Origin of the sequence: Streptomyces sp. NPDC049541, from assembly GCF_044465725.1 — a bacterium.
Classification (GTDB): Bacteria; Actinomycetota; Actinomycetes; order Streptomycetales; family Streptomycetaceae; genus Streptomyces.
In genome coordinates, this window is record NZ_JBITLY010000004.1 from 158,253 (window position 1) to 175,702 (window position 17,450).

Here is a 17,450-nt window from a genome sequence, read left to right on the forward strand (position 1 = left end):
CCCCAGATGCGCAACGAGGGACTCGGGTCATGGCCCGCACGCCGGGCCCGCAAGACCCCGCACCGCACCGCCCTGGTCCACGGCGGCACCACGCTCACCTACGGCGAGCTGTACACCCGCACCACCCGCCTCGCCCACGCCCTGCGCGCCCGGGGCGTCCGGCGCGGCGACCGGGTCGCCTACCTCGGGCCCAACCACCCGTCCTTCCTGGAGACGCTGTTCGCGGCCGGGCTGCTGGGCGCGATCTTCGTCCCGCAGAACACCCGTCTGGCCGGCCCCGAGATCGCCTACCAGCTCGCGGACTCCGGCGCGAAGGTCCTCGTCTACGGCCCCTCGCACGCCGGACTCGTCGCCGGACTGCCGGGCAGCACGGACGTCCGCGTGTTCCTGGAAGTCGGCCCGGAGTACGAGGAGCTGCTCTCCACGTCGCCCGACGAACCGATCGACGAGCCCGTCGCCGCCGACGACACCTGTCTGATCCTCTACACCTCGGGCACCACCGGCCGCCCCAAGGGCGCGATGCTCTCGCACGCCAACGTCACCTGGAACAGCGTCAACTTCCTCATCGACAAGGACCTCCAGGCCGACGAGCGGGCGCTGGTGTCGGCGCCGCTGTTCCACATCGCCGGCCTGAACGTGCTCACCCTGCCGGTCCTGCTCAAGGGCGGCACCTGCGTCCTCGTCGAGGCCTTCGAGCCGGCGGCCACCCTCGACCTGGTCGAACGCCACCGGATCACCTATATGTTCGGGGTGCCGGCGATGTTCGAGCAGATCGCCCGCCATCCGCGCTGGCCGGAGACCGACCTGTCGTCGCTGCGCATGCTCAGCTGCGGCGGCGCCCCGGTGCCGACCCCGCTGATCGAGACGTACCAGGCGCGCGGACTGACGTTCCTGCAGGGCTACGGCATGACCGAGGCACTCGGCATCTGCTTCCTCGACGGCGAGCAGTCGGTCAGCAAGACCGGCTCGGCGGGGGTGCCGCACTTCTTCGCCGACGTCCGGGTGGTGCGGCCCGACCTCACCCCGGTCCAGCCGGGGGAGAACGGCGAGGTCGTGGTCCGCGGCCCCGCCGTCATGTCCGGCTACTGGGGGCTTCCGGAGGAGACCGCGGCGGCCTTCGCGGACGGCTGGTTCCGCACCGGGGACGCGGCGCGCGTCGACGAGGACGGCTACGTCTACATCGTCGACCGCATCAAGGACATGATCATCTCCGGGGGCGAGAACATCTACCCCGCCGAGATCGAGGACCGTCTCCTCGCCCACCCCGACATCGTCGAGTGCGCCGTCATCGGTGTGCCGGACGAGAAGTGGGGCGAGGTGCCGCGCGCGGTCGTCGTGCCCCGCGAGGGCGCCACGATCGACGCCGACGAGATCCTCGCCTCCCTCGCCGGACAGCTCGCCAAGTACAAGATCCCGAAGTCGGTGGTCCTCGCGGACGAACTCCCGCGCACCGCCTCCGGAAAGCTCCTCAAGTCCCGCGTGCGCAAGCGCTACGGCACCGACTCCTGAACCCCTGAACCTTCCAAGTGAGGACAGCTACATGAGCGTCACCGTCAACGGCATCGACGAACTGAAGAAGCTCGCGGGCAGCGACCTGGGCACCAGCGAATGGATCGAGGTCACCCAGGAGCGCATCAACACCTTCGCCGACGCCACCGGCGACCACCAGTGGATCCACGTGGACCCCGAGCGCGCCGCCGAGGGCCCCTTCGGCGCCCCGATCGCCCACGGCTACCTCACCCTCTCCCTCTTCATCCCCCTGTTCACGGAACTCCTGGACGTCCAGGGCGTCACCACGAAGGTCAACTACGGCCTGAACAAGGTCCGTTTCCCCTCCCCGGTGAAGGTCGGCTCCCGCATCCGCCTGGTCGGAAAGCTCGCGGAGGTGGAGGAGGTGCCGGGCGGGGTGCAGATCACCGTGGACGGCACGATCGAGATCGAGGGCGGCACGAAGCCCGCGGCCGTACTGCAGAGCCTGTCGCGGTTCTACGCCTGATCGGGGCGTACCGGCATCAGGTCGAGAAGGCGCTCCGCGGCCTCCCGTGCGAGCGGTGTGAGCCGCTCGTACACCGCCCGGAACGTCTTCTCGGCCCGTTCCGCCGGCCAGTCGTCCGGCAGGTGCTTGACCGGGAGGCGCGGGTCGCGGCGGATCACCTGCAGCCACTCGGCCTGCAGCCGCAGCCGCAGTGCCAGGGCGTCGTCGGCCTCCGGCAGCCGCCTCTCCCAGGCCTCCCAGCGGCGCACGAACTCCTCGTAGCGCGCCGCCAGTTCGGACAGTTCCCAGGTCTCCTCGATCATCGCGCCGATGTCCATACCGGCGTCGGCATGCGCACGGAACACCTTCACATGGGCGGCGAGCCCGAGCTCGGACACCAGCTCCGCCACGTCGACCTCGCCCGGCGCGATCCACAGGCCGCTGAACAGCGGACCGAAACCGCTCCAGGTGAGCTTGGAGCGCAGATCGTGCCGCTGACGCTGCCAGGACTCCGGCAGCGAGAACCCGAGCAGGGTCCAGGTGCCGTCCCAGTGCCGGTTGACCGCACCGGTCTGCCAGATCCGGTGCTCGCCGTCCCGCAACACCGCCGCCGAGTGCTCGGTCAGCCCGAAGTACATCCTGCGGCCCTCGCGCTGGCGGCGCAGCAGCCCCCGCTTGACCATCCGGGTCAGCGTCGAGCGGGTCGCCTGCTCACCGACCCCGGCCCGCGCGAAGACGTCGATCACGCTGCCCGAGTACACACAGACGTCCCGCCCCAGCACCTGGTCCCCCAGAAACGTCAGCAGGAGGGACTGCGGCCGCAACGACTCTTCACCGGTCATGCGGCCACGGTACGACGCGAAGGATCACCTCGACGCCTCAGCCACCCACCACGTCGACGAAGACGGGGTTCGAGTAGAACCACGTGTCCGACCACGGGTCACCGTTGCCGGGCTCGTGGGGAATCGGCCCGTGAGGGTCGATCGCCGCACCCAGGTACCCCACCCCGTGGCGGTTCCCGTCGCTGCCGCGCAGCCGGACGTAGAAGGACTCGTCCCCGGCGGTCAGCGGGATGCGCAGGGTGTACGTCCCCGTCCGGCCGGACACGTCCTTCGTCTGGACGACCCTGGTGTCCGGCGCCTGCCAGCTGTCCCGGTCGGTCACCGGGCCGCGCACCGCGCCCCGGATCACGTCCACGTGCGCCAACTGGGGCAGGATGCCCTGCGCGTTGGCCCGGGAGGCGGTGGTGACGGTGACGTACAGGGTGATCTCCTCGCCCTTGTGGACGCGCAGCCGCCCGCCGAGCGTGACGCCCCGCCCCGCGTCGCAGTCCCGCTTCACACGGACGTCGAGGCCGTCGAGCAGATGCCCGTGGTCGAGCCAGACACGGCCCGCGCGCAGGCCGGCCATCACGGCGCGGTAGCCGTAGTGGGTCACGCCGACGTGGGTGCGGCTGAACTCGCCGGGCCAGAAGTCGCTGCCGGGCTGCGGGGTGTCGGTGTTGACCGGGTCGGGCAGCTTGCCGGTGTTGTCGAAGTTCTGGCCGGCCGGCCAGTCGCCGTTCTTCCAGGTGTCGAAGACCGTGCGGTGGTTGTCGGAGTTGGTGGTGATCGTGAAGAGGCGGCCCTCCGCGAGCATCGAGTCCCACAGGCCGCCGACGGTCGCCGTCGCCCAGTCGAAGCCGCCGTACGTCAGATAGGCGTCCGCCGGGTAGCCCGCCCAGGACTGCGCCGACGGCTTGTTCTCGTACTCGCCGCGGATCGAGGTGGCACCGCGCCAGCCGGGGATGGCCGCACCCTGGGCGCCGGGCGCGCCCTCCATGCCGATCATGATCTCGGGGGCCGCGTCCCGCCAGCCCCGCATCTCGTGCGGGGAGTCGATGCCGAGGCGCAGGGGGTGGTTGGCGAGGACGAGGACGTCGTCGACGTAGCCCGAATCGCGCTGCTCGGCCAGCCACTTGACGGCCTTGACGGCGTGGGCCTCGTTGCGGGCGGTGTCGGCGCCGGTCGCGGAGCCGTCGGTGTAGCCGAGGAGCTTGCCGTCGTAGGCGAGCTCGAACTGCGTCAGCAGATCGACCTCGTGGGGGCCGGGCGCGGCGAACACGGTGCAGTGCTCGGCGGCCGGGATGTACCACTCCAGGCCCTGGAAGATCAGCTGGCGCGGGTTCTCGGCGCGGGCCCTGAGGATCTCCTTGTGCTCCAGCGCGGCGCCGTAGTGGGCGTGCCCGAAGTTGGAGTGCTCGTTGAACACCATCCAGTCCAGGCCGTACCTGGCGGCCGCCTGCGCCTGCTGGGAGAAGGTGTACTTGGCGTCGTGGCTGTAGACGGAGTGGACGTGGTGGTCGCCGACGAGATAGGCGAGGTGCGGGTCGTGGCCGCCGAGGGCGGGCCGCTGGGAGGCGGCGAAGGCCGGGGTGGCCGCCGAGCCGAGGGCGAAGGCGGCCCCGAACAGGCCTGCGCGGCGCAGGAGCCCGCGGCGGGAGACGCCCTGGGCGTCGAGGTCGGCGGGGGAGACGGACGGGTCGGCCCAGGCGGGCAGCTGCTGCTCGGTCATCGTGAGTCCCTGTCGCGGGTCAGTGGTTCATGAAGGAGGTGACGGGCAGCGCCCGGGAGACGATCCGCACATCGCCGAGGCGGCCGTGCAGGATCTGGTCGATCTTGCCCGCGTATTCGTAGCCGCCGAGCAGCCACGGCAGTCCGACGGAGGCGATGCCGACCGCGGGGGCCTTCGGGTTGCGGACGACCGGGCAGCCCTCGACGTAGAGCGTCGTGTGCTTGCCGTCGTTGACCACCGCGAGGTGCCACCAGGTCTCCAGTGGGGTCTCCTGGCCCCAGTTGGTGGCGATGCCCTGCTGGTTGAACGGGCGCATCGCCCACTGCGGCTCGCGGTCGTTGGACAGCGAGAGGGTGGCCAGCGGCTCGTCGGGGTCGTCGGCGGTCTTGCCGGCCGCGCCGCCCGTGCCGGTGCGGCTGACGATGCCGGACCAGGCGTTGTGGTCCGGGTCCCAGTCGGCGGGCAGCCGGTAGAACGCCTCGATGGTGTAACCGTCCTTGAACGTCGCCGAGTTGAGCGGGGCGCCGTCGACCGTCCTCAGATACGCGCCCCTCAGCGGCGACTTGTAGCCCTGGAACTCCAGGCTGCCGTGGCCGGGCTGGTCGGGGTGGTGGTCGGAGGACCAGGTGAGGGCGCCGCCGCCCACCGTGACCAGGGTGAGGTCGTTGCCGCGCCCGGACAGGTCACGGACGGTGCCGCCGACCGCCGTACCGTCGCCCTTGTTTTCGTGTCCGTCGAATCGCCAGTAGGCGACCGTGCCGGGAATGACGACCTTGGACGCGGGACGGGTCGGACGGGCGGGGACCGGGGCGAATCCGGCGAAACGTTTCTCGAAGTCGATCTCCACCGAGAAGCGGTCCGCGTCACCGCTCAGCTCGATCTCCTGCCGCTCCAGCTCGTTGAGGCCCTTGCGCGCCCGCCCGAGGATCCACGGGGAGACGGTCTCCACGTCGATGACGTTCCGGTCCAGGTCGAAGCGGTAGAGGCGGATCATCGCCGCGCCGCCGAAGTAGCGGTTCTGGTAGTTGGTGAGGTGCAGATGGACGTCGTTGCCGGCCGCGTTCTTGCGGGTCGCGCGGCCCGCGGGCCAGTAGTGGCCGTTCAGGGTGAGGAAGACCTGGTCGTGCTCCTCGACCAGCTGGTCCCACAGCTGCTGACCGTAGGTCGACAACTGGTCGTCCTCGACGACGAGTTCGTGCGTGGTGAGGATGACCGGAGCCTTCGGGTGCCGGGCGAGCACGTCCTTCGCCCAGGCGTACCCCTTCGCCGACAGCCGCCAGTCCAGCGCGAGCACCAGCCACTCGCGCCCGGCCGCCCTGAACAGGTGGTAGGTGTTGTAGCCGTCGTCGGACGCGCCGCCGAACGTCTTCTTGCCCTTGAAGCGCTGCGGTCCGAACGTGTCCAGGTACGGCGTCGAGCCGCGCTGGTCGTCCGTCGAGGACCGCACGTCGTGGTTGCCGGCCAGGACGCTGTAACCGACGCCCCTGCGGTCCAGCAGCTCGAACGCCTCGCCGATCGCGGCGAATTCGTCCTTGGCGCCGTTCTGGGTGAGGTCGCCGAGGTGGGACAGGAAGACGATGTTCTCGTCGTTGCCGTGCTCCAGCAGATAGCGCAGGGAGGCCTCGACCGGCGCCTTGTCGATGCTGGGCCCGTCGAAGAGGTACTGGGTGTCGGGCATGACGGCGAGCGTGAAGCGACGGCTGTGGGCGTCCGGCCGCCAGCTGCCCGCGCTCGCGGGTGCCGCCTCGGCGACGGCCGGCAGCGCGAGTCCGGTGCCGGTGGCGGCGCCGAGCAGCGCGGTGGCTCTGAGGAAGCTGCGTCGGGCGGCACCGGCCTGTGCGGCCTCGCCCTGGTTGTGGTCATGCGAAGTGCACACGTGTGCTCCGTGAAGGTGACGTGAGGAACGGGGGGAAGGGCGGGGCTTACAGAACGCCCAGGGTCCAGCTCCAGCGGTGGACACCCGGCGGGATCAGATACGAGGCGGAGGTGTCGGGGCCGCACGAGGCCGTGCCGAGCCCGCGGTGTGCCGCGTCGAGGTGCACCACGCACCCGGGGCGCGGTACCAGCTCGTCGTGGTGCGAGGCGGCGGTCAGGTCCTCGGCGCGGTGGCGGGTGACGGAGACCTGGCGGGGTTCGTCCAGGACGACCGCGAGGCCGGTCGCGTCCGCCGCGGACAGCGTGAAGTGCCGTACACCGTGCCGGCCGCCGCTCTCCTGCGGGCGCAGATAGGGCGTGAACAGTTCGTCGACGGGCACGGAGTGGTGGCCGACGGGTGCGCCGACGCTCCGGTCGGGATACGACTCCCACGGGCCCTGCCCGAACCACTTCAGCAGGTCAAGGCCCGGTACCGTCTCGAAGACCGAGCCGACCCGCGCCACATCGTGGAACTCGTCCGGCAGTTCGGCCTCCTCGTCGATGCGGATGCCGCCCTCGACCGGGATGAACACCTGCCGGTGCCGTACGACGCCGACCGTGCCCGCGTACTCGGCGTCCACGGTGACCCGGCCGCCGTCCTGCCGTACCGCCACGACCTTGCGCACGAGTGCGTCGAGCCCCCAGGTCCGCCAGCGCAGGGCGATGCCGCCGAGCTCGTCGTTGTCGGTGGGTGCCCGCCACAGGGAGAGGGTGGGGGCGGCCGTCAGCAGCGGGTGGACCAGCAGGCCCTCCTCGTCGACCTCGACGGTGCCGTCCACGGGGACCTCCCAGGACACGGACGGCCCGCGCAGCCGCACCTGCGGCGCGCACACGTCCGTGCCGCGCGGTGCCCACGATTGGTCCTCGGCGGTCGTCACCCGCAGTGTCAGCCAGGCCTCCCCGCCGTCGCGCGGGAGGTCGAAGGGGAGCGGCACGGCGGCCGTCTCGCCGGGCCGCAGGGCGGGCAGTTCGGCGGGTGCGGTCAGCGTGCGGCCGTCGGCGAGGGACAGTTCCCACCGGCCGGACAGCCAGTCCAGGCCCCGGAAGTGCTGGTGGTTGCCGAGCACGATGCCCTCGTGCTTGAAGCACTCGATGCGCACCGGCGCCGCGACCTCCCGGTGCTCGTACAGGACCGGCTTCGGGGTGCGGTCCGGGAAGACGACTCCGTCGGCGATGAAGGCTCCGTCATGGATCGTCTCGCCGAAGTCGCCGCCGTAGGCCCAGCGGTGGCCGGGTGCGGCGACACCGTTGTCATAGAGCCCGGCGCCCCCACGCCCGACCGGTCTTCCGTCGTTCACACGCTGGAGAATGCCGTGGTCCCAGAACTCCCAGATGAACCCGCCCTGAAGACCTGGCGTTGACTCGATGGCCGCCCAATGGTCCGCCAGGGTGCCGTTGCTGTTGCCCATCGCATGCGAGTACTCGCACTGGATGAGGGGCCGGGTCTGCCGCCCGGACAGGGCGTGGGCGACGCAGTCCTCCAGCGGCGCGTACATCGGGCAGGCGATGTCGGAGGCGTCGTCCGTCGCCGCCCAGTCGAGCTTCGCGGCGCCCTCGTACTGGACCGGCCGCGTCGGATCGTGCCGCCGCACCCACCCGGCCGCCGCGTCGTGGTTGGCCCCGTAGTCGGACTCGTTGCCCAGCGACCAGATGATGATCGACGGGTGGTTCTTGTCCCGCAGCACCATCCGCGAGACCCGGTCCACGAAGGCGCCCAGGTAACGCGGATCGTCGGCGATCTCGTGGGCGTGGTCGTGGGACTCGATGTCCGCCTCGTCGACGACGTAGAAGCCGAGCTCGTCGGCGAGGTCGTAGAGCGCCGGGTCGTTGGGGTAGTGGGAGGTGCGGATCGCGTTGAAACCGAACCGCTTCAGCAGGACGAGGTCCGCGCGCATGTCCTCGTACGACACCGTCCTGCCCGTCAGCGGATGGAAGTCGTGCCGGTTGACGCCCCGGATGAACACCCGCTCGCCGTTGACGAGCAGGTCCCGTCCGGCGATCTCGACATCGCGGAAGCCGATCCGGTGCCGCGAGGTGTCGGCGACCGTGCCGTCGGCGCGGTGCAGGCGGACGGTGAGGTCGTACAGCTCGGGGGTCTCGGCGTTCCAGGTGCGCACCTCGGGGACGGTGGCGTGGATGCGGGCCTCGCCGAGGAAGTCGGAGACGCGGTCGTCCTCGGCGTTGACGCGGTCGAACTCCCGGTCCTGGCCGAGGAGTCGACCCTCCAGCTCGCCGCTGACGTACCACCCCTCGGGCAGCGCACCGCGCGTGTCCCGCACCCGGCAGTCGACGCGCAGCTCGCCGTCGTGCGACGCCCGCACGGTCACGTCGGCCAGGTGCAGGGGATCGGTCGCGTACAGCAGCACCGAGCGTGTGATGCCGCCGTGCCACCACTGGTCCTGGTCCTCGATGTGCGAGGCGTCCGACCACTTCACGACCGCGAGCCGTACGACCGACGGCTCGCCCGGACGCACCACGTCCGTGAGGTCGAACTCGGCGGCCAGGTGGGAGTCCTTGGAGATCCCGACGGGCCGCCCGTCCACGTGCACCAGCAGCACGCTCTCGGCGGCCCCGACCTGGAGCACGATCCTGCGCCCGGCCCAGTCGGCGGGGACGTCCACCTCGCGCTCGTACACGCCCGTCGGATTGGCCTCCGGTGAGCCGGGCGGGAACTCGGGGAACGGCATGCGGACGTTGGTGTACTGCGGCAGGTCACCGGCGCCGGCGGGCTGCATGGTCCAGACACCGGGGACGTACGACGAGGACCAGTCACCGCCGACCGGCGCGTCCGGAGCGGGAAGCAACTGAAAACGCCAGTCGCCGTCCAGGGAGAGGGCTCCGGAGCGCCGGTCGACGGCGTTCATGGGAAGGCGGCCCCAGGAGGTCACCTCGGGTGCCTGCCAGGGCCGGAGGGCGATCAGGGGATCGGCGGGGTGTGCGTCGGTCATGACCTGTCCGAAGTCGGTGCGGTGAGCCGGGGGAGGACGCGGCCCTGCAGGCCCCAGTCGGGGTCGACGGGGATGCCGAGCCGGTCCAGGACGGTGGGGGCGATGTCGATGAGACGGGGCGAGTCGAGGCGGGCGCCGGGGGGCCGGGGGCTGTGGGGTCGGTTGCCGGCGGACTGGGTGTCGCCCGGTCGCGTGCCGTCGGGTTGGCGGTCAGCCGGCTGGGTGCCGAAGGGCTGGGTGTCGTCGGGTCGCGTGCCGTCGGGTTGGTGGTCGGCCGGCTGGGTGCTGTGGGGCCGGGGGCTGTTGGGTGGCTGGGTGTCGTCGGGCCGGGAGCTGTTGGGTTGGCGGTAGGCGGGGTCGGTGCCGAAGGGCTGGGTGTCGGCGGGGAGCGTGCCGTCGGGCTGGCGGTCGGTTGGCTGGGTGCTGTGGGGCCGGGGGCTGGCAGGTTCGGTGCCGAAGGGCTGGGTGTCTGCGGGGAGCGTGCCGTCGGGCTGGCGGTCGGCGGGCTGGGTGCTGTGGGGCCGGGGGCTGTTGGGTGGGCTGTCGGCGGGCTGGGTGTCCTCGGGCCGGGAGCTGTCGGGTCCGCGGTGGGCGGGTTCGGTGCCGAAGGGCTGGGTGTCGGCGGGGCGCGTGTTGTCTGGTCGGCTGTCGGCGATTCGCGTGCCGTCGGGCTGGCGGTCGGCCGGCTGGGTGCCGAAGGGCTGGGTGTCGGCGGGGCGGCCGTCTGCGGGCCGTATTTCGTCCGGTCCGCCCGGCTCGGCGAGGATGACGAAGACCTCTCGTTCGGCGTGCGTGTCGCCGCCGTGGCCGCCGCTGTCGAGGTGGCCGTGGTCCGTGGTGACCAGCACGGTCCAGTGCTCGTCGGCGCGGCGCGGGTCGGCGCGCCGGGCCTCGATCGCTCGCAGCAGCCGCCCCAGGTGGGCGTCCTGGGCCCGGAGGGCCCGGTCGTAGGCGGGGGAGAGCGGGCCGGTGTCGTGGCCGGCCTCGTCGGTGGCGCCGAAGTAGACGAACACGACGTCCGGGTCGTGCCTGGTGAGCCAGCGCAGGGCGGTGCGGGCGACGCGGCGGTCCGCGGTCCGGTAGCCCCGGAACTCGCCGTTGTAGCGTCGGCGCCGGTCGATGGCGGGGCCGAGGGTGCCGCGGCGGACCAGTTGCGGCCAGGACACCGCGGCCGCGGTGCGCAGACCGGCGGTGGCGGCGCGGGTCAGGAAGTCGGGGTAACGGGCGTAGTCGGCGCCGGCGAAGTCGTTGCCCCGCACGCCGTGCCGGTCGGGCCACACCCCGGTCAGGATGCTCGACCAGCCGGGCCCGGAGTCGGTGTACGCCATGCTGGTCGTCGGCCCGTTCTCCGCATGGCCGTCGGCCTCACCGTAGGGCAGCAGGCTGGTGCCGACGGCACCCGCGGCCATCAGGCCGTGCAGCACGGGGGCGGTGGAGTGCGACCGGGTCAGCCGGTCGAACCGCAACCCGTCCATGCCCACGACGAGCACCTTGCCACGCCCCGGCCGCTCACCGTCGACGTCGTACGTCACCGCCCACCCCTCTCTCGCGACTGCGCCTCAGCTGCCCTGCACCGCTCCTTCGGTGGCGCCCGCGATGAACCCGCGGGCGAAGATGCTGAACACGACGACCAGCGGGAGCGCCGCCATCAGCACACCCGCCATGACCATGCTGTAGTCGGTGGTGTGGCCGACGTTGAGCTGGGCGAGCTCCACCTGGAGGGTGACATGGCCCGGGTTGGTGAGCACGACCAGCGGCCAGACGTAGTCGTTCCAGCAGTTGACGAAGACGTAGATGGCGAGGAACGACAGCGCGGGCCTGATCATCGGCAGCGCGATGTTCCAGTACTGGCGGAAGAACCCGGCGCCGTCGATGCGCGCGGCGTCGAGGAGTTCGTCGGGCACGCCGTTCTGGATGTACTGGTGCAGCCAGAAGATGCCGAAGGCGTTGGCGAGGGAGGGCAGGGCCAGCGCCTTGAGCATGCCCACCCAGCCGATCTTCGACATGAGGATGAACTGCGGCAGGATCGCCAGCTGCAGCGGCAGCATCATGAACAGCAGCAGCGTGCCGAAGAGCAGCTTGCGCCCGGGGAAGTCGAACTTGGCGAAGGTGAAGGCCGCCAGGGAGTCGACGAACAGCACCAGGACGGTGGTGACGGTCGCGACCATCACCGTGTTGAGCATCGACCCGAAGAAATCGATGGTGTTCAGCACATGCCGGATGTTCTCCAGCAGATGCGAGCCGAAGGTGAACTTCGGCGGGCTCTTGTAGATGTCCTGGGTGGTGTTGGTCGCCATGACGATCGTCCACACGAAGGGGAAGACCGAGACCAGGACGGCCACGACGAGGATGATGTGCGCCGTCAGGCCCCTGGGGCGGCGCAGCCGCCTGCCGCCCGTGGCCGGCCGCGCGGTGTCCACTGCCGTCATGCCTTCCTCCCTCGTGCGGTGATGCGCCAGTTGACGGCGACGAGGATGATGATCAGTACGAAGAAGGCCCACACGATGGCCGCACCGTAGCCGTAGTCGTTGTTGAGGAAGGCCGACTGGTAGAAGTACAGCAACGTGGTCAGACCCGCCTGGCCGGGACCGCCGAGGTTCGCGTTGGCGGCGTTGCTGCCGAACAGGACCTGGGGCTCGCTGAAGCTCTGCAGACCGTTGATGGTCGAGATGATGACGGTGAACAGGATGATCGGCCGCATGATCGGGATCGTGATCTGGAAGAACGTGCGGATGGGTCCCGCACCGTCCATCTTCGCCGCCTCGTAGATCGAGTTCGGTATCGCCTGCAGACCGGCCAGATAGATGATCATGTTGTAGCCGGTCCACTGCCAGGTCATCAGCAGCGCGATGACCAGCTTGATCAGCCACGGGTTGCTCAGCCAGGGAACCGGCGAGATGCCGACCATGCCCAGGATCGCGTTGACCAGACCGAAGTTGTTGCTGAACACCGCGCCGAAGAAGATCGCCACGGCGACGATCGAGGTGACGTTCGGGACGTACAGCGCGATGCGGTAGAAGCCCTTGAAGCGGCGCACCGAGTGCAGCAGCGTCGCCAGCATCAGCGCGCCGAACAGGGTGGGTACGGTGGACAGCACCCAGATCACCAGGGTGTTGCGGATCGACAGCCAGAAGACCGGGTCGTCCCACAGGAACCTGAACTGCTGCAGGCCCACGAACTGCATGGTGCCCATGCCGTCCCAGCGCTGGAAGGCCAGGTACAGCGAGTAGAAGACGGGGAAGAAGGAGAACGCGGCGAAGATCAGGTAGAACGGCGAGATCGCCAGGTACTGCCGCCAGTACGACAGCGGCCCGCGCCGCCTGGGCCGAGCGGAGCCCGCGGGCGGTGTGCGCCGCGGGCGGAACCGGGCCGGGCCCGGCCCGCCGAGGCGCTGCGGCACCTCGGCGGAGCCGGTGACCGGTGGGGAGGTCACCTCAGCTCACCCCCTGCCGGCGGGCGATCTGCTTGGCCTGGCTGACCGCGTCCTTCCAGGCGTCGTCGGGCTTCTTGCCCTTGGCCTCGATGTTGGTCAGTTCGATCATGTAGGGGGCCATCACCGCGGCGTCGGCGGGTGCCTCGTAGCTGGCCGGTATCGCCTTGGCGGCGGGGCCGAAGACCTCGATGATCTTCTGGCCGCCGAAGAAGGCGTCGGGACCGGTCATGGCCGGCATGGAGTACGCGGCCGGGGCGGCCGGGAAGATCGCGGCGTCGGTGAAGCCGCGGGCGTCGTTGGCGGGGCTCAGGATCCAGCTGATGATCTTGAAGGCCTCTTCGGGGTTGCGGCACTGCCTGGGCAGGGCCAGGTAGGAGCCGCCTTGGTTCGCCGGTCCGACGGGCATCGCGCAGACCCGCCACTTGCCCTTGGTGTGCGGGGCGGCCTGCTCGATGTCCAGTGCGTGCCAGGCCGCGCCGAGTTCGGTGAGGAGGTTCTTGCCGACGGCGGCGTTCCAGGTGTTGTCGTTGATCTTGGCGTCGAGACCGAGGGTGTAGGGGCGCACCGCCGTGGTCCACGCGGCGTGGATGTGGTCCTGGTCGCCGATGAAGTGGTTGTTCTTGTCGATGAACCGCTGGGTGCCCTGGCCGACGGCCATGTTGAAGACGGAGCTGATGTTGTTGACCAGGTAGGTGCCGGGGTTCTTCTTCTGCAGCTCGGTGCCGAGGGTGAAGTAGTCCTCCCAGGTCTTGACCAGGGCGGCGACCTTGGCGGGGTCGGTGTCCACCCCGGCCTTGGCGAGGAAGTCCTCGCGGTAGAAGAGCGCGGTCGGGCCGATGTCGATCGGGAAGCCGATCTGCTTGCCGTCCTCGGTCTGGGCCAGCTTGGTCTTCCAGTCCAGGTACTGGGACGAGATCTTCTTGAAGCCCAGGTCGTTCAGGTCGAGGAAGCGGGAGGCGTTGGGCAGGAAGGACGCCATGTCCTCGCCCTTGATGCCGGTGATGTCCGGCACGGAGGTGCCCGCCGCGATGGTGGTGGTGAGCTTCTGCTTGAAGTCGCCGCCGATGGAGGCGGAGGTCAGCTTGACCGAGCTGCTGAAGTGGGTCTTCGCCTCCGCGACCACCTTGTCGCTGAGCGCGCCGCCCCAGTACCACAAGGTGAGGTCCTTGCCGTTCTTGGTGCCGCCCGAGCCCGAGCTGCCGCCGCATGCGACGGTCAGGCCGGAGGCGGCCGCGGTGAGCGCGGCGGCCTGGAGGAAGCCTCTACGAGAAAGGTCCACGGGTCACTCCTGTTGTTCCTGTTCGACGTGGAGAGGGGTTCGAGGGGGGTCGGTGCCGCCGTTCTCAGGCGTGGGGGCCGACGGGCGTGTGGGCGGGTGGGGTGACGGGGGCGTGGCTCACGGGCGGTCCGGGGTCGGCCGGGATCCGGTGGGCCAGGAAGCCGTACGCGCGCCGCAGTTCGGGGTCCTTCAGCGACCGCCACCAGCGGTCGACGCCGTACCAGCCGGGAGCGGCCAGCGCCCCACCGTGGTGGCCTACGGACAGCCCGGCGGCGAGCACGGCGAACCGCAGCCGTTCCTCCAGGGGCCAGCCGCCGAGCGAGGCCGCGACGAAGCTCGCCCCGAAGACGTCGCCGGCGCCGGTGGCGTCCAGGACGTCGACGGCGAGGGCCGGGACCTCGGCGTACTCGCCCGTCGTCTGGTCGACGGCCACCGCGCCGTCCCCGCCGCGGGTGACCACGGCCACCGGCACCAGCTCGGAGAGCGTGCCGAGGGCCGCGACCGCGCTGTCGGTGCGGGTGTAGGCCATCGCCTCGGTCTCGTTGGGGAGGAAGGCGTGGCACAGCTTCAGCTGGTCGAGGAGGTCGGTGGACCACTCCTGGGTGGGGTCCCAGCCGACGTCGGCGTAGATCTGGGTGCCGTTCGCGGCGGCCTTGGCGAGCCACTCGCGCGGCTCGGCCTCGATGTGCACGAGGGCGGTGCGCGCCTCGGGCGGGTCGCCCATCAGCGTGTCCTGTGAGTACGGGGGTTCCTGCCCGTGGGTGACGAGGGCCCGGTCGTGGCCGGTGGCGAGCGAGACGGTGACGGGGGTGGGCCAGCCGTCCGCGGTGCGGGAGAGCGAGAGGTCGATGTCCTCCTGGTCGCACAGGACGTCACGGCAGTACTCGCCGTAGAAGTCGTCGCCGAAGACCGTGGCCAGCGAGGTGCGCAGACCGAACCGGGACGCGGCCACCGCGAGGTTCGCGATGCCGCCGGGGCCGCAGCCCATCCCGCCCGTCCAGATCTCCTCGCCCGGGGTCGGCGGCTTTCCGAGCCCGGTGAGGACGAGGTCGTAGAAGAGCAGCCCGGTCAGGAGCACCTCGGGCCTGTCGTCGTCCACGCGAACAGCCTCTCGTCAAAACTCGTCATTTTCGATGACCGGAATCGTGCGCTGATCCAGGAGATTGGTCAATACCCGAGCAGAACTGAGCATGGATTTGATTGAAGATGACGAGTAGTGTTCACGCCGTGCTGGCAGAACGACGACACCAACTCATCCTGCGGGCCCTGCGCTCCGGCGGGCCCGCGGCTGTGACCGACCTCTCCGAGCAGCTGGGTGTGAGCCCCGCCACGATCAGGCGCGACCTGGTCAAGCTGGAGGAGGACGGCCTGCTCACCCGTGTGCACGGCGGCGCCGTCGTGGAGGAGGGCGACCAGCCCTTCGCCGAGGTCGCCGAGGTGCGCGTGTCCGAGAAGGACGCGATAGCCGAGCGCGCCGCCGCGATGGTCAGGGACGGGCAGTCGGTGCTGCTCGACATCGGCACCACCGCCTTCCGGTTCGCCCGCCAGCTGCACGGCCGGCGGCTCACCGTGATCACCAGCAATCTGGTGGTCTACGAGGAGCTCGCCGACGACGAGGGCATCGAGCTGGTGCTGCTCGGCGGCATGGTCCGCCGCGAGTACCGCTCCCTGGTCGGCTTCCTCACCGAGGACAACCTGCGCCAGCTGCACGCCGACTGGCTCTTCCTCGGCACCAGTGGAGTGCGCCCGGGCGGGCAGGTGATGGACACGACGGTCGTCGAGGTGCCGGTCAAGCGCGCCATGATCAAGGCGAGCGACAAGGTGGTGCTGCTCGCCGACGCGGCGAAGTTCCCGGGCACGGGGATGGCGAAGGTCTGCGGTCCGGAGAACCTGGACGTGGTGGTGACGAACGCCCCGGTCGATCCGGCGACCCGCTCCTCCCTGGAGGAGGCGGGCGTCGAGGTGGTCGTGGCAGGAAAGGTGCAAGGGTGAAGCTGACGATTCTGGGCGGCGGCGGGTTCCGCGTGCCGCTCGTGTACGGGGCCCTGCTGGGCGACCGCGGCGAGGGCAGGGTCACCGAGGTCGTCCTGCACGACCTGGACGCGGGCCGGCTGTCCGCGGTGACCCGCGTCCTCGCCGAGCAGGCCGCCCGCGTCGAGGACGCGCCCACGGTGACGGCCACGACCGACCTGGACGAGGCCCTGCGCGGCGCCGACTTCGTCTTCTCCGCGATCCGCGTCGGGGGCCTGGAGGGCAGGGCGAACGACGAGCGCGTGGCCCTGGCGGAGGGCGTCCTCGGCCAGGAGACCGTCGGCGCGGGCGGCATCGCCTACGGCCTGCGGACCGTCCCGGTCGCCGTGGACATCGCCCAGCGGGTGGCCCGCCTCGCCCCGGACGCCTGGGTCATCAACTTCACCAACCCGGCCGGCCTGGTCACCGAGGCCATGTCCCGCCACCTCGGCGACCGCGTCATCGGCATCTGCGACTCGCCGGTGGGCCTCGGCCGCCGGATCGCCCGCGTGCTCGGCGCGAACCCGAAGGAGGCCTGGATCGACTACGTCGGCCTCAACCACCTCGGCTGGGTCCGTGGCCTGCACATCGCGGGCCGCGACGAGCTGCCGCGGCTGCTCGCCGACCCCGACCTGCTCGGCTCCTTCGAGGAGGGCAAGCTCTTCGGTGTCGACTGGCTGCAGTCCCTCGGCGCGATCCCCAACGAATACCTGCACTACTACTACTTCAACCGCGAGGCCGTCCGCGCCTACCAGCATGCAGAGAAGACCCGCGGCGCCTTCCTGCGCGACCAGCAGGCCCACTTCTACGAGGAGATGCGCGACCCGGGCGCCCAGGCCCTGGCCGCCTGGGACCGCACCCGGGCCGAGCGCGAGGCGACGTACATGGCCGAGAACCGGGAGAGCGCCGGCGCCGGCGAACGCGACGCCGACGACCTCTCCGGCGGCTACGAGAAGGTCGCCCTCGCCCTGATGCGGGCCATCGCCCGCGACGAGCGCACGACGCTGATCCTGAACGTCCGCAACCAGGGCACCCTCTCCGCTCTCGACACGGACGCCGTCATCGAGGTCCCGTGCCTGGTCGACGCCAACGGCGCGCACCCGGTCGCCGTCGCCCCGCTGCCCGAGCACGCCACCGGCCTGGTCTGCGCGGTGAAGGCCGTCGAGCGGGAGGTGCTGGCCGCGGCCGAGTCCGGCTCGCGGACGACGGCGGTGAAGGCGTTCGCACTGCACCCGCTGGTCGACTCCGTGAACGTGGCCCGACGGCTGGTCGAGGGCTACACGGACGTTCACCCGGGCCTTTCCTACCTGAAGTAAGCTCCCGGCGGAAAGCGCTTTC

General features: G+C 70.7%; 13 protein-coding genes. 4 read left to right on the top strand and 9 right to left on the bottom strand.

Annotated features, from left to right (window positions below; genetic code table 11):
- Positions 1 to 6: 6 nt before the first annotated feature.
- Together ACIBW9_RS16535 and ACIBW9_RS16540 are read left to right on the top strand one after the other, a co-directional pair.
- The gene (locus tag ACIBW9_RS16535) at positions 7 to 1,509 is read left to right on the top strand and encodes a long-chain fatty acid--CoA ligase (RefSeq protein ID WP_398955504.1); all 1,503 of its coding nucleotides are present in this window, start codon (positions 7 to 9) and stop codon (positions 1,507 to 1,509) included.
- Between the two features lie 31 nt (positions 1,510 to 1,540).
- Positions 1,541 to 1,996 (top strand): MaoC family dehydratase, encoded by a 456-nt coding sequence (locus ACIBW9_RS16540; RefSeq protein WP_030936488.1) that lies wholly within the window; start codon positions 1,541 to 1,543, stop codon positions 1,994 to 1,996.
- On the opposite strand, the gene ACIBW9_RS16545 is transcribed toward ACIBW9_RS16540, so the two are convergent.
- From ACIBW9_RS16545 to ACIBW9_RS16585, 9 genes are all read right to left on the bottom strand, one after another.
- On the bottom strand, positions 1,987 to 2,817 hold the full coding sequence (locus ACIBW9_RS16545) for a PaaX family transcriptional regulator C-terminal domain-containing protein (protein ID WP_398955507.1): 831 nt from the start codon (positions 2,815 to 2,817) through the stop codon (positions 1,987 to 1,989). The two genes, ACIBW9_RS16540 and ACIBW9_RS16545, sit on opposite strands and share 10 nt — an antisense overlap.
- 37 nt (positions 2,818 to 2,854) lie before the next feature.
- Positions 2,855 to 4,528, bottom strand: coding sequence for a histidinol-phosphatase (locus ACIBW9_RS16550; protein WP_398955509.1), 1,674 nt, complete (start codon positions 4,526 to 4,528; stop codon positions 2,855 to 2,857).
- Between the two features lie 19 nt (positions 4,529 to 4,547).
- Positions 4,548 to 6,404, bottom strand: coding sequence for a LamG-like jellyroll fold domain-containing protein (locus ACIBW9_RS16555; RefSeq protein ID WP_398955510.1), 1,857 nt, complete (start codon positions 6,402 to 6,404; stop codon positions 4,548 to 4,550).
- A gap of 46 nt (positions 6,405 to 6,450) precedes the next feature.
- Positions 6,451 to 9,390 (bottom strand): glycoside hydrolase family 2 TIM barrel-domain containing protein, encoded by a 2,940-nt coding sequence (locus ACIBW9_RS16560; RefSeq protein ID WP_398955512.1) that lies wholly within the window; start codon positions 9,388 to 9,390, stop codon positions 6,451 to 6,453.
- The gene (locus ACIBW9_RS16565) at positions 9,387 to 10,922 is read right to left on the bottom strand and encodes an alkaline phosphatase family protein (protein ID WP_398955514.1); all 1,536 of its coding nucleotides are present in this window, start codon (positions 10,920 to 10,922) and stop codon (positions 9,387 to 9,389) included. The genes ACIBW9_RS16560 and ACIBW9_RS16565 overlap by 4 nt, the downstream gene beginning before the upstream one ends.
- 27 nt (positions 10,923 to 10,949) lie before the next feature.
- A complete protein-coding gene (locus ACIBW9_RS16570; RefSeq protein ID WP_398955516.1) occupies positions 10,950 to 11,819 on the bottom strand; it encodes a carbohydrate ABC transporter permease in 870 nt (289 codons plus the stop codon).
- A complete protein-coding gene (locus tag ACIBW9_RS16575) occupies positions 11,816 to 12,790 on the bottom strand; it encodes a carbohydrate ABC transporter permease (RefSeq protein WP_398956462.1) in 975 nt (324 codons plus the stop codon). Before ACIBW9_RS16575 ends, ACIBW9_RS16570 begins: the two co-directional genes overlap by 4 nt.
- Before the next feature lie 34 nt (positions 12,791 to 12,824).
- Complete coding sequence (locus ACIBW9_RS16580) at positions 12,825 to 14,102, bottom strand: ABC transporter substrate-binding protein (protein ID WP_398955518.1); 1,278 nt, start codon at positions 14,100 to 14,102, stop codon at positions 12,825 to 12,827.
- Between the two features lie 64 nt (positions 14,103 to 14,166).
- Positions 14,167 to 15,201, bottom strand: coding sequence for a carbohydrate kinase family protein (locus tag ACIBW9_RS16585; protein ID WP_398955520.1), 1,035 nt, complete (start codon positions 15,199 to 15,201; stop codon positions 14,167 to 14,169).
- 128 nt (positions 15,202 to 15,329) lie between these two features.
- Here ACIBW9_RS16585 and ACIBW9_RS16590 point away from each other — a divergent pair, with 128 nt between their 5' ends.
- Together ACIBW9_RS16590 and ACIBW9_RS16595 are read left to right on the top strand one after the other, a co-directional pair.
- Positions 15,330 to 16,094, top strand: a complete 765-nt coding sequence (locus tag ACIBW9_RS16590) for a DeoR/GlpR family DNA-binding transcription regulator (RefSeq protein WP_398956464.1) — start codon at positions 15,330 to 15,332, stop codon at positions 16,092 to 16,094.
- Positions 16,091 to 17,428 (top strand): 6-phospho-beta-glucosidase, encoded by a 1,338-nt coding sequence (locus tag ACIBW9_RS16595; RefSeq protein ID WP_398955522.1) that lies wholly within the window; start codon positions 16,091 to 16,093, stop codon positions 17,426 to 17,428. Before ACIBW9_RS16590 ends, ACIBW9_RS16595 begins: the two co-directional genes overlap by 4 nt.
- The last annotated feature ends 22 nt before the right edge of the window (positions 17,429 to 17,450 follow it).

Bases quoted from the DNA above. Each gene is read 5' to 3' on its own strand.
- ACIBW9_RS16535 (WP_398955504.1), top strand. From the start codon at position 7: ATGCGCAACGAGGGACTCGGGTCATGGCCCGCACGCCGGGCCCGCAAG.
- ACIBW9_RS16540 (WP_030936488.1), top strand. From the start codon at position 1,541: ATGAGCGTCACCGTCAACGGCATCGACGAACTGAAGAAGCTCGCGGGC.
- ACIBW9_RS16545 (WP_398955507.1), bottom strand. From the start codon at position 2,817: ATGACCGGTGAAGAGTCGTTGCGGCCGCAGTCCCTCCTGCTGACGTTT.
- ACIBW9_RS16550 (WP_398955509.1), bottom strand. From the start codon at position 4,528: ATGACCGAGCAGCAGCTGCCCGCCTGGGCCGACCCGTCCGTCTCCCCC.
- ACIBW9_RS16560 (WP_398955512.1), bottom strand. From the start codon at position 9,390: ATGACCGACGCACACCCCGCCGATCCCCTGATCGCCCTCCGGCCCTGG.
- ACIBW9_RS16570 (WP_398955516.1), bottom strand. From the start codon at position 11,819: ATGACGGCAGTGGACACCGCGCGGCCGGCCACGGGCGGCAGGCGGCTG.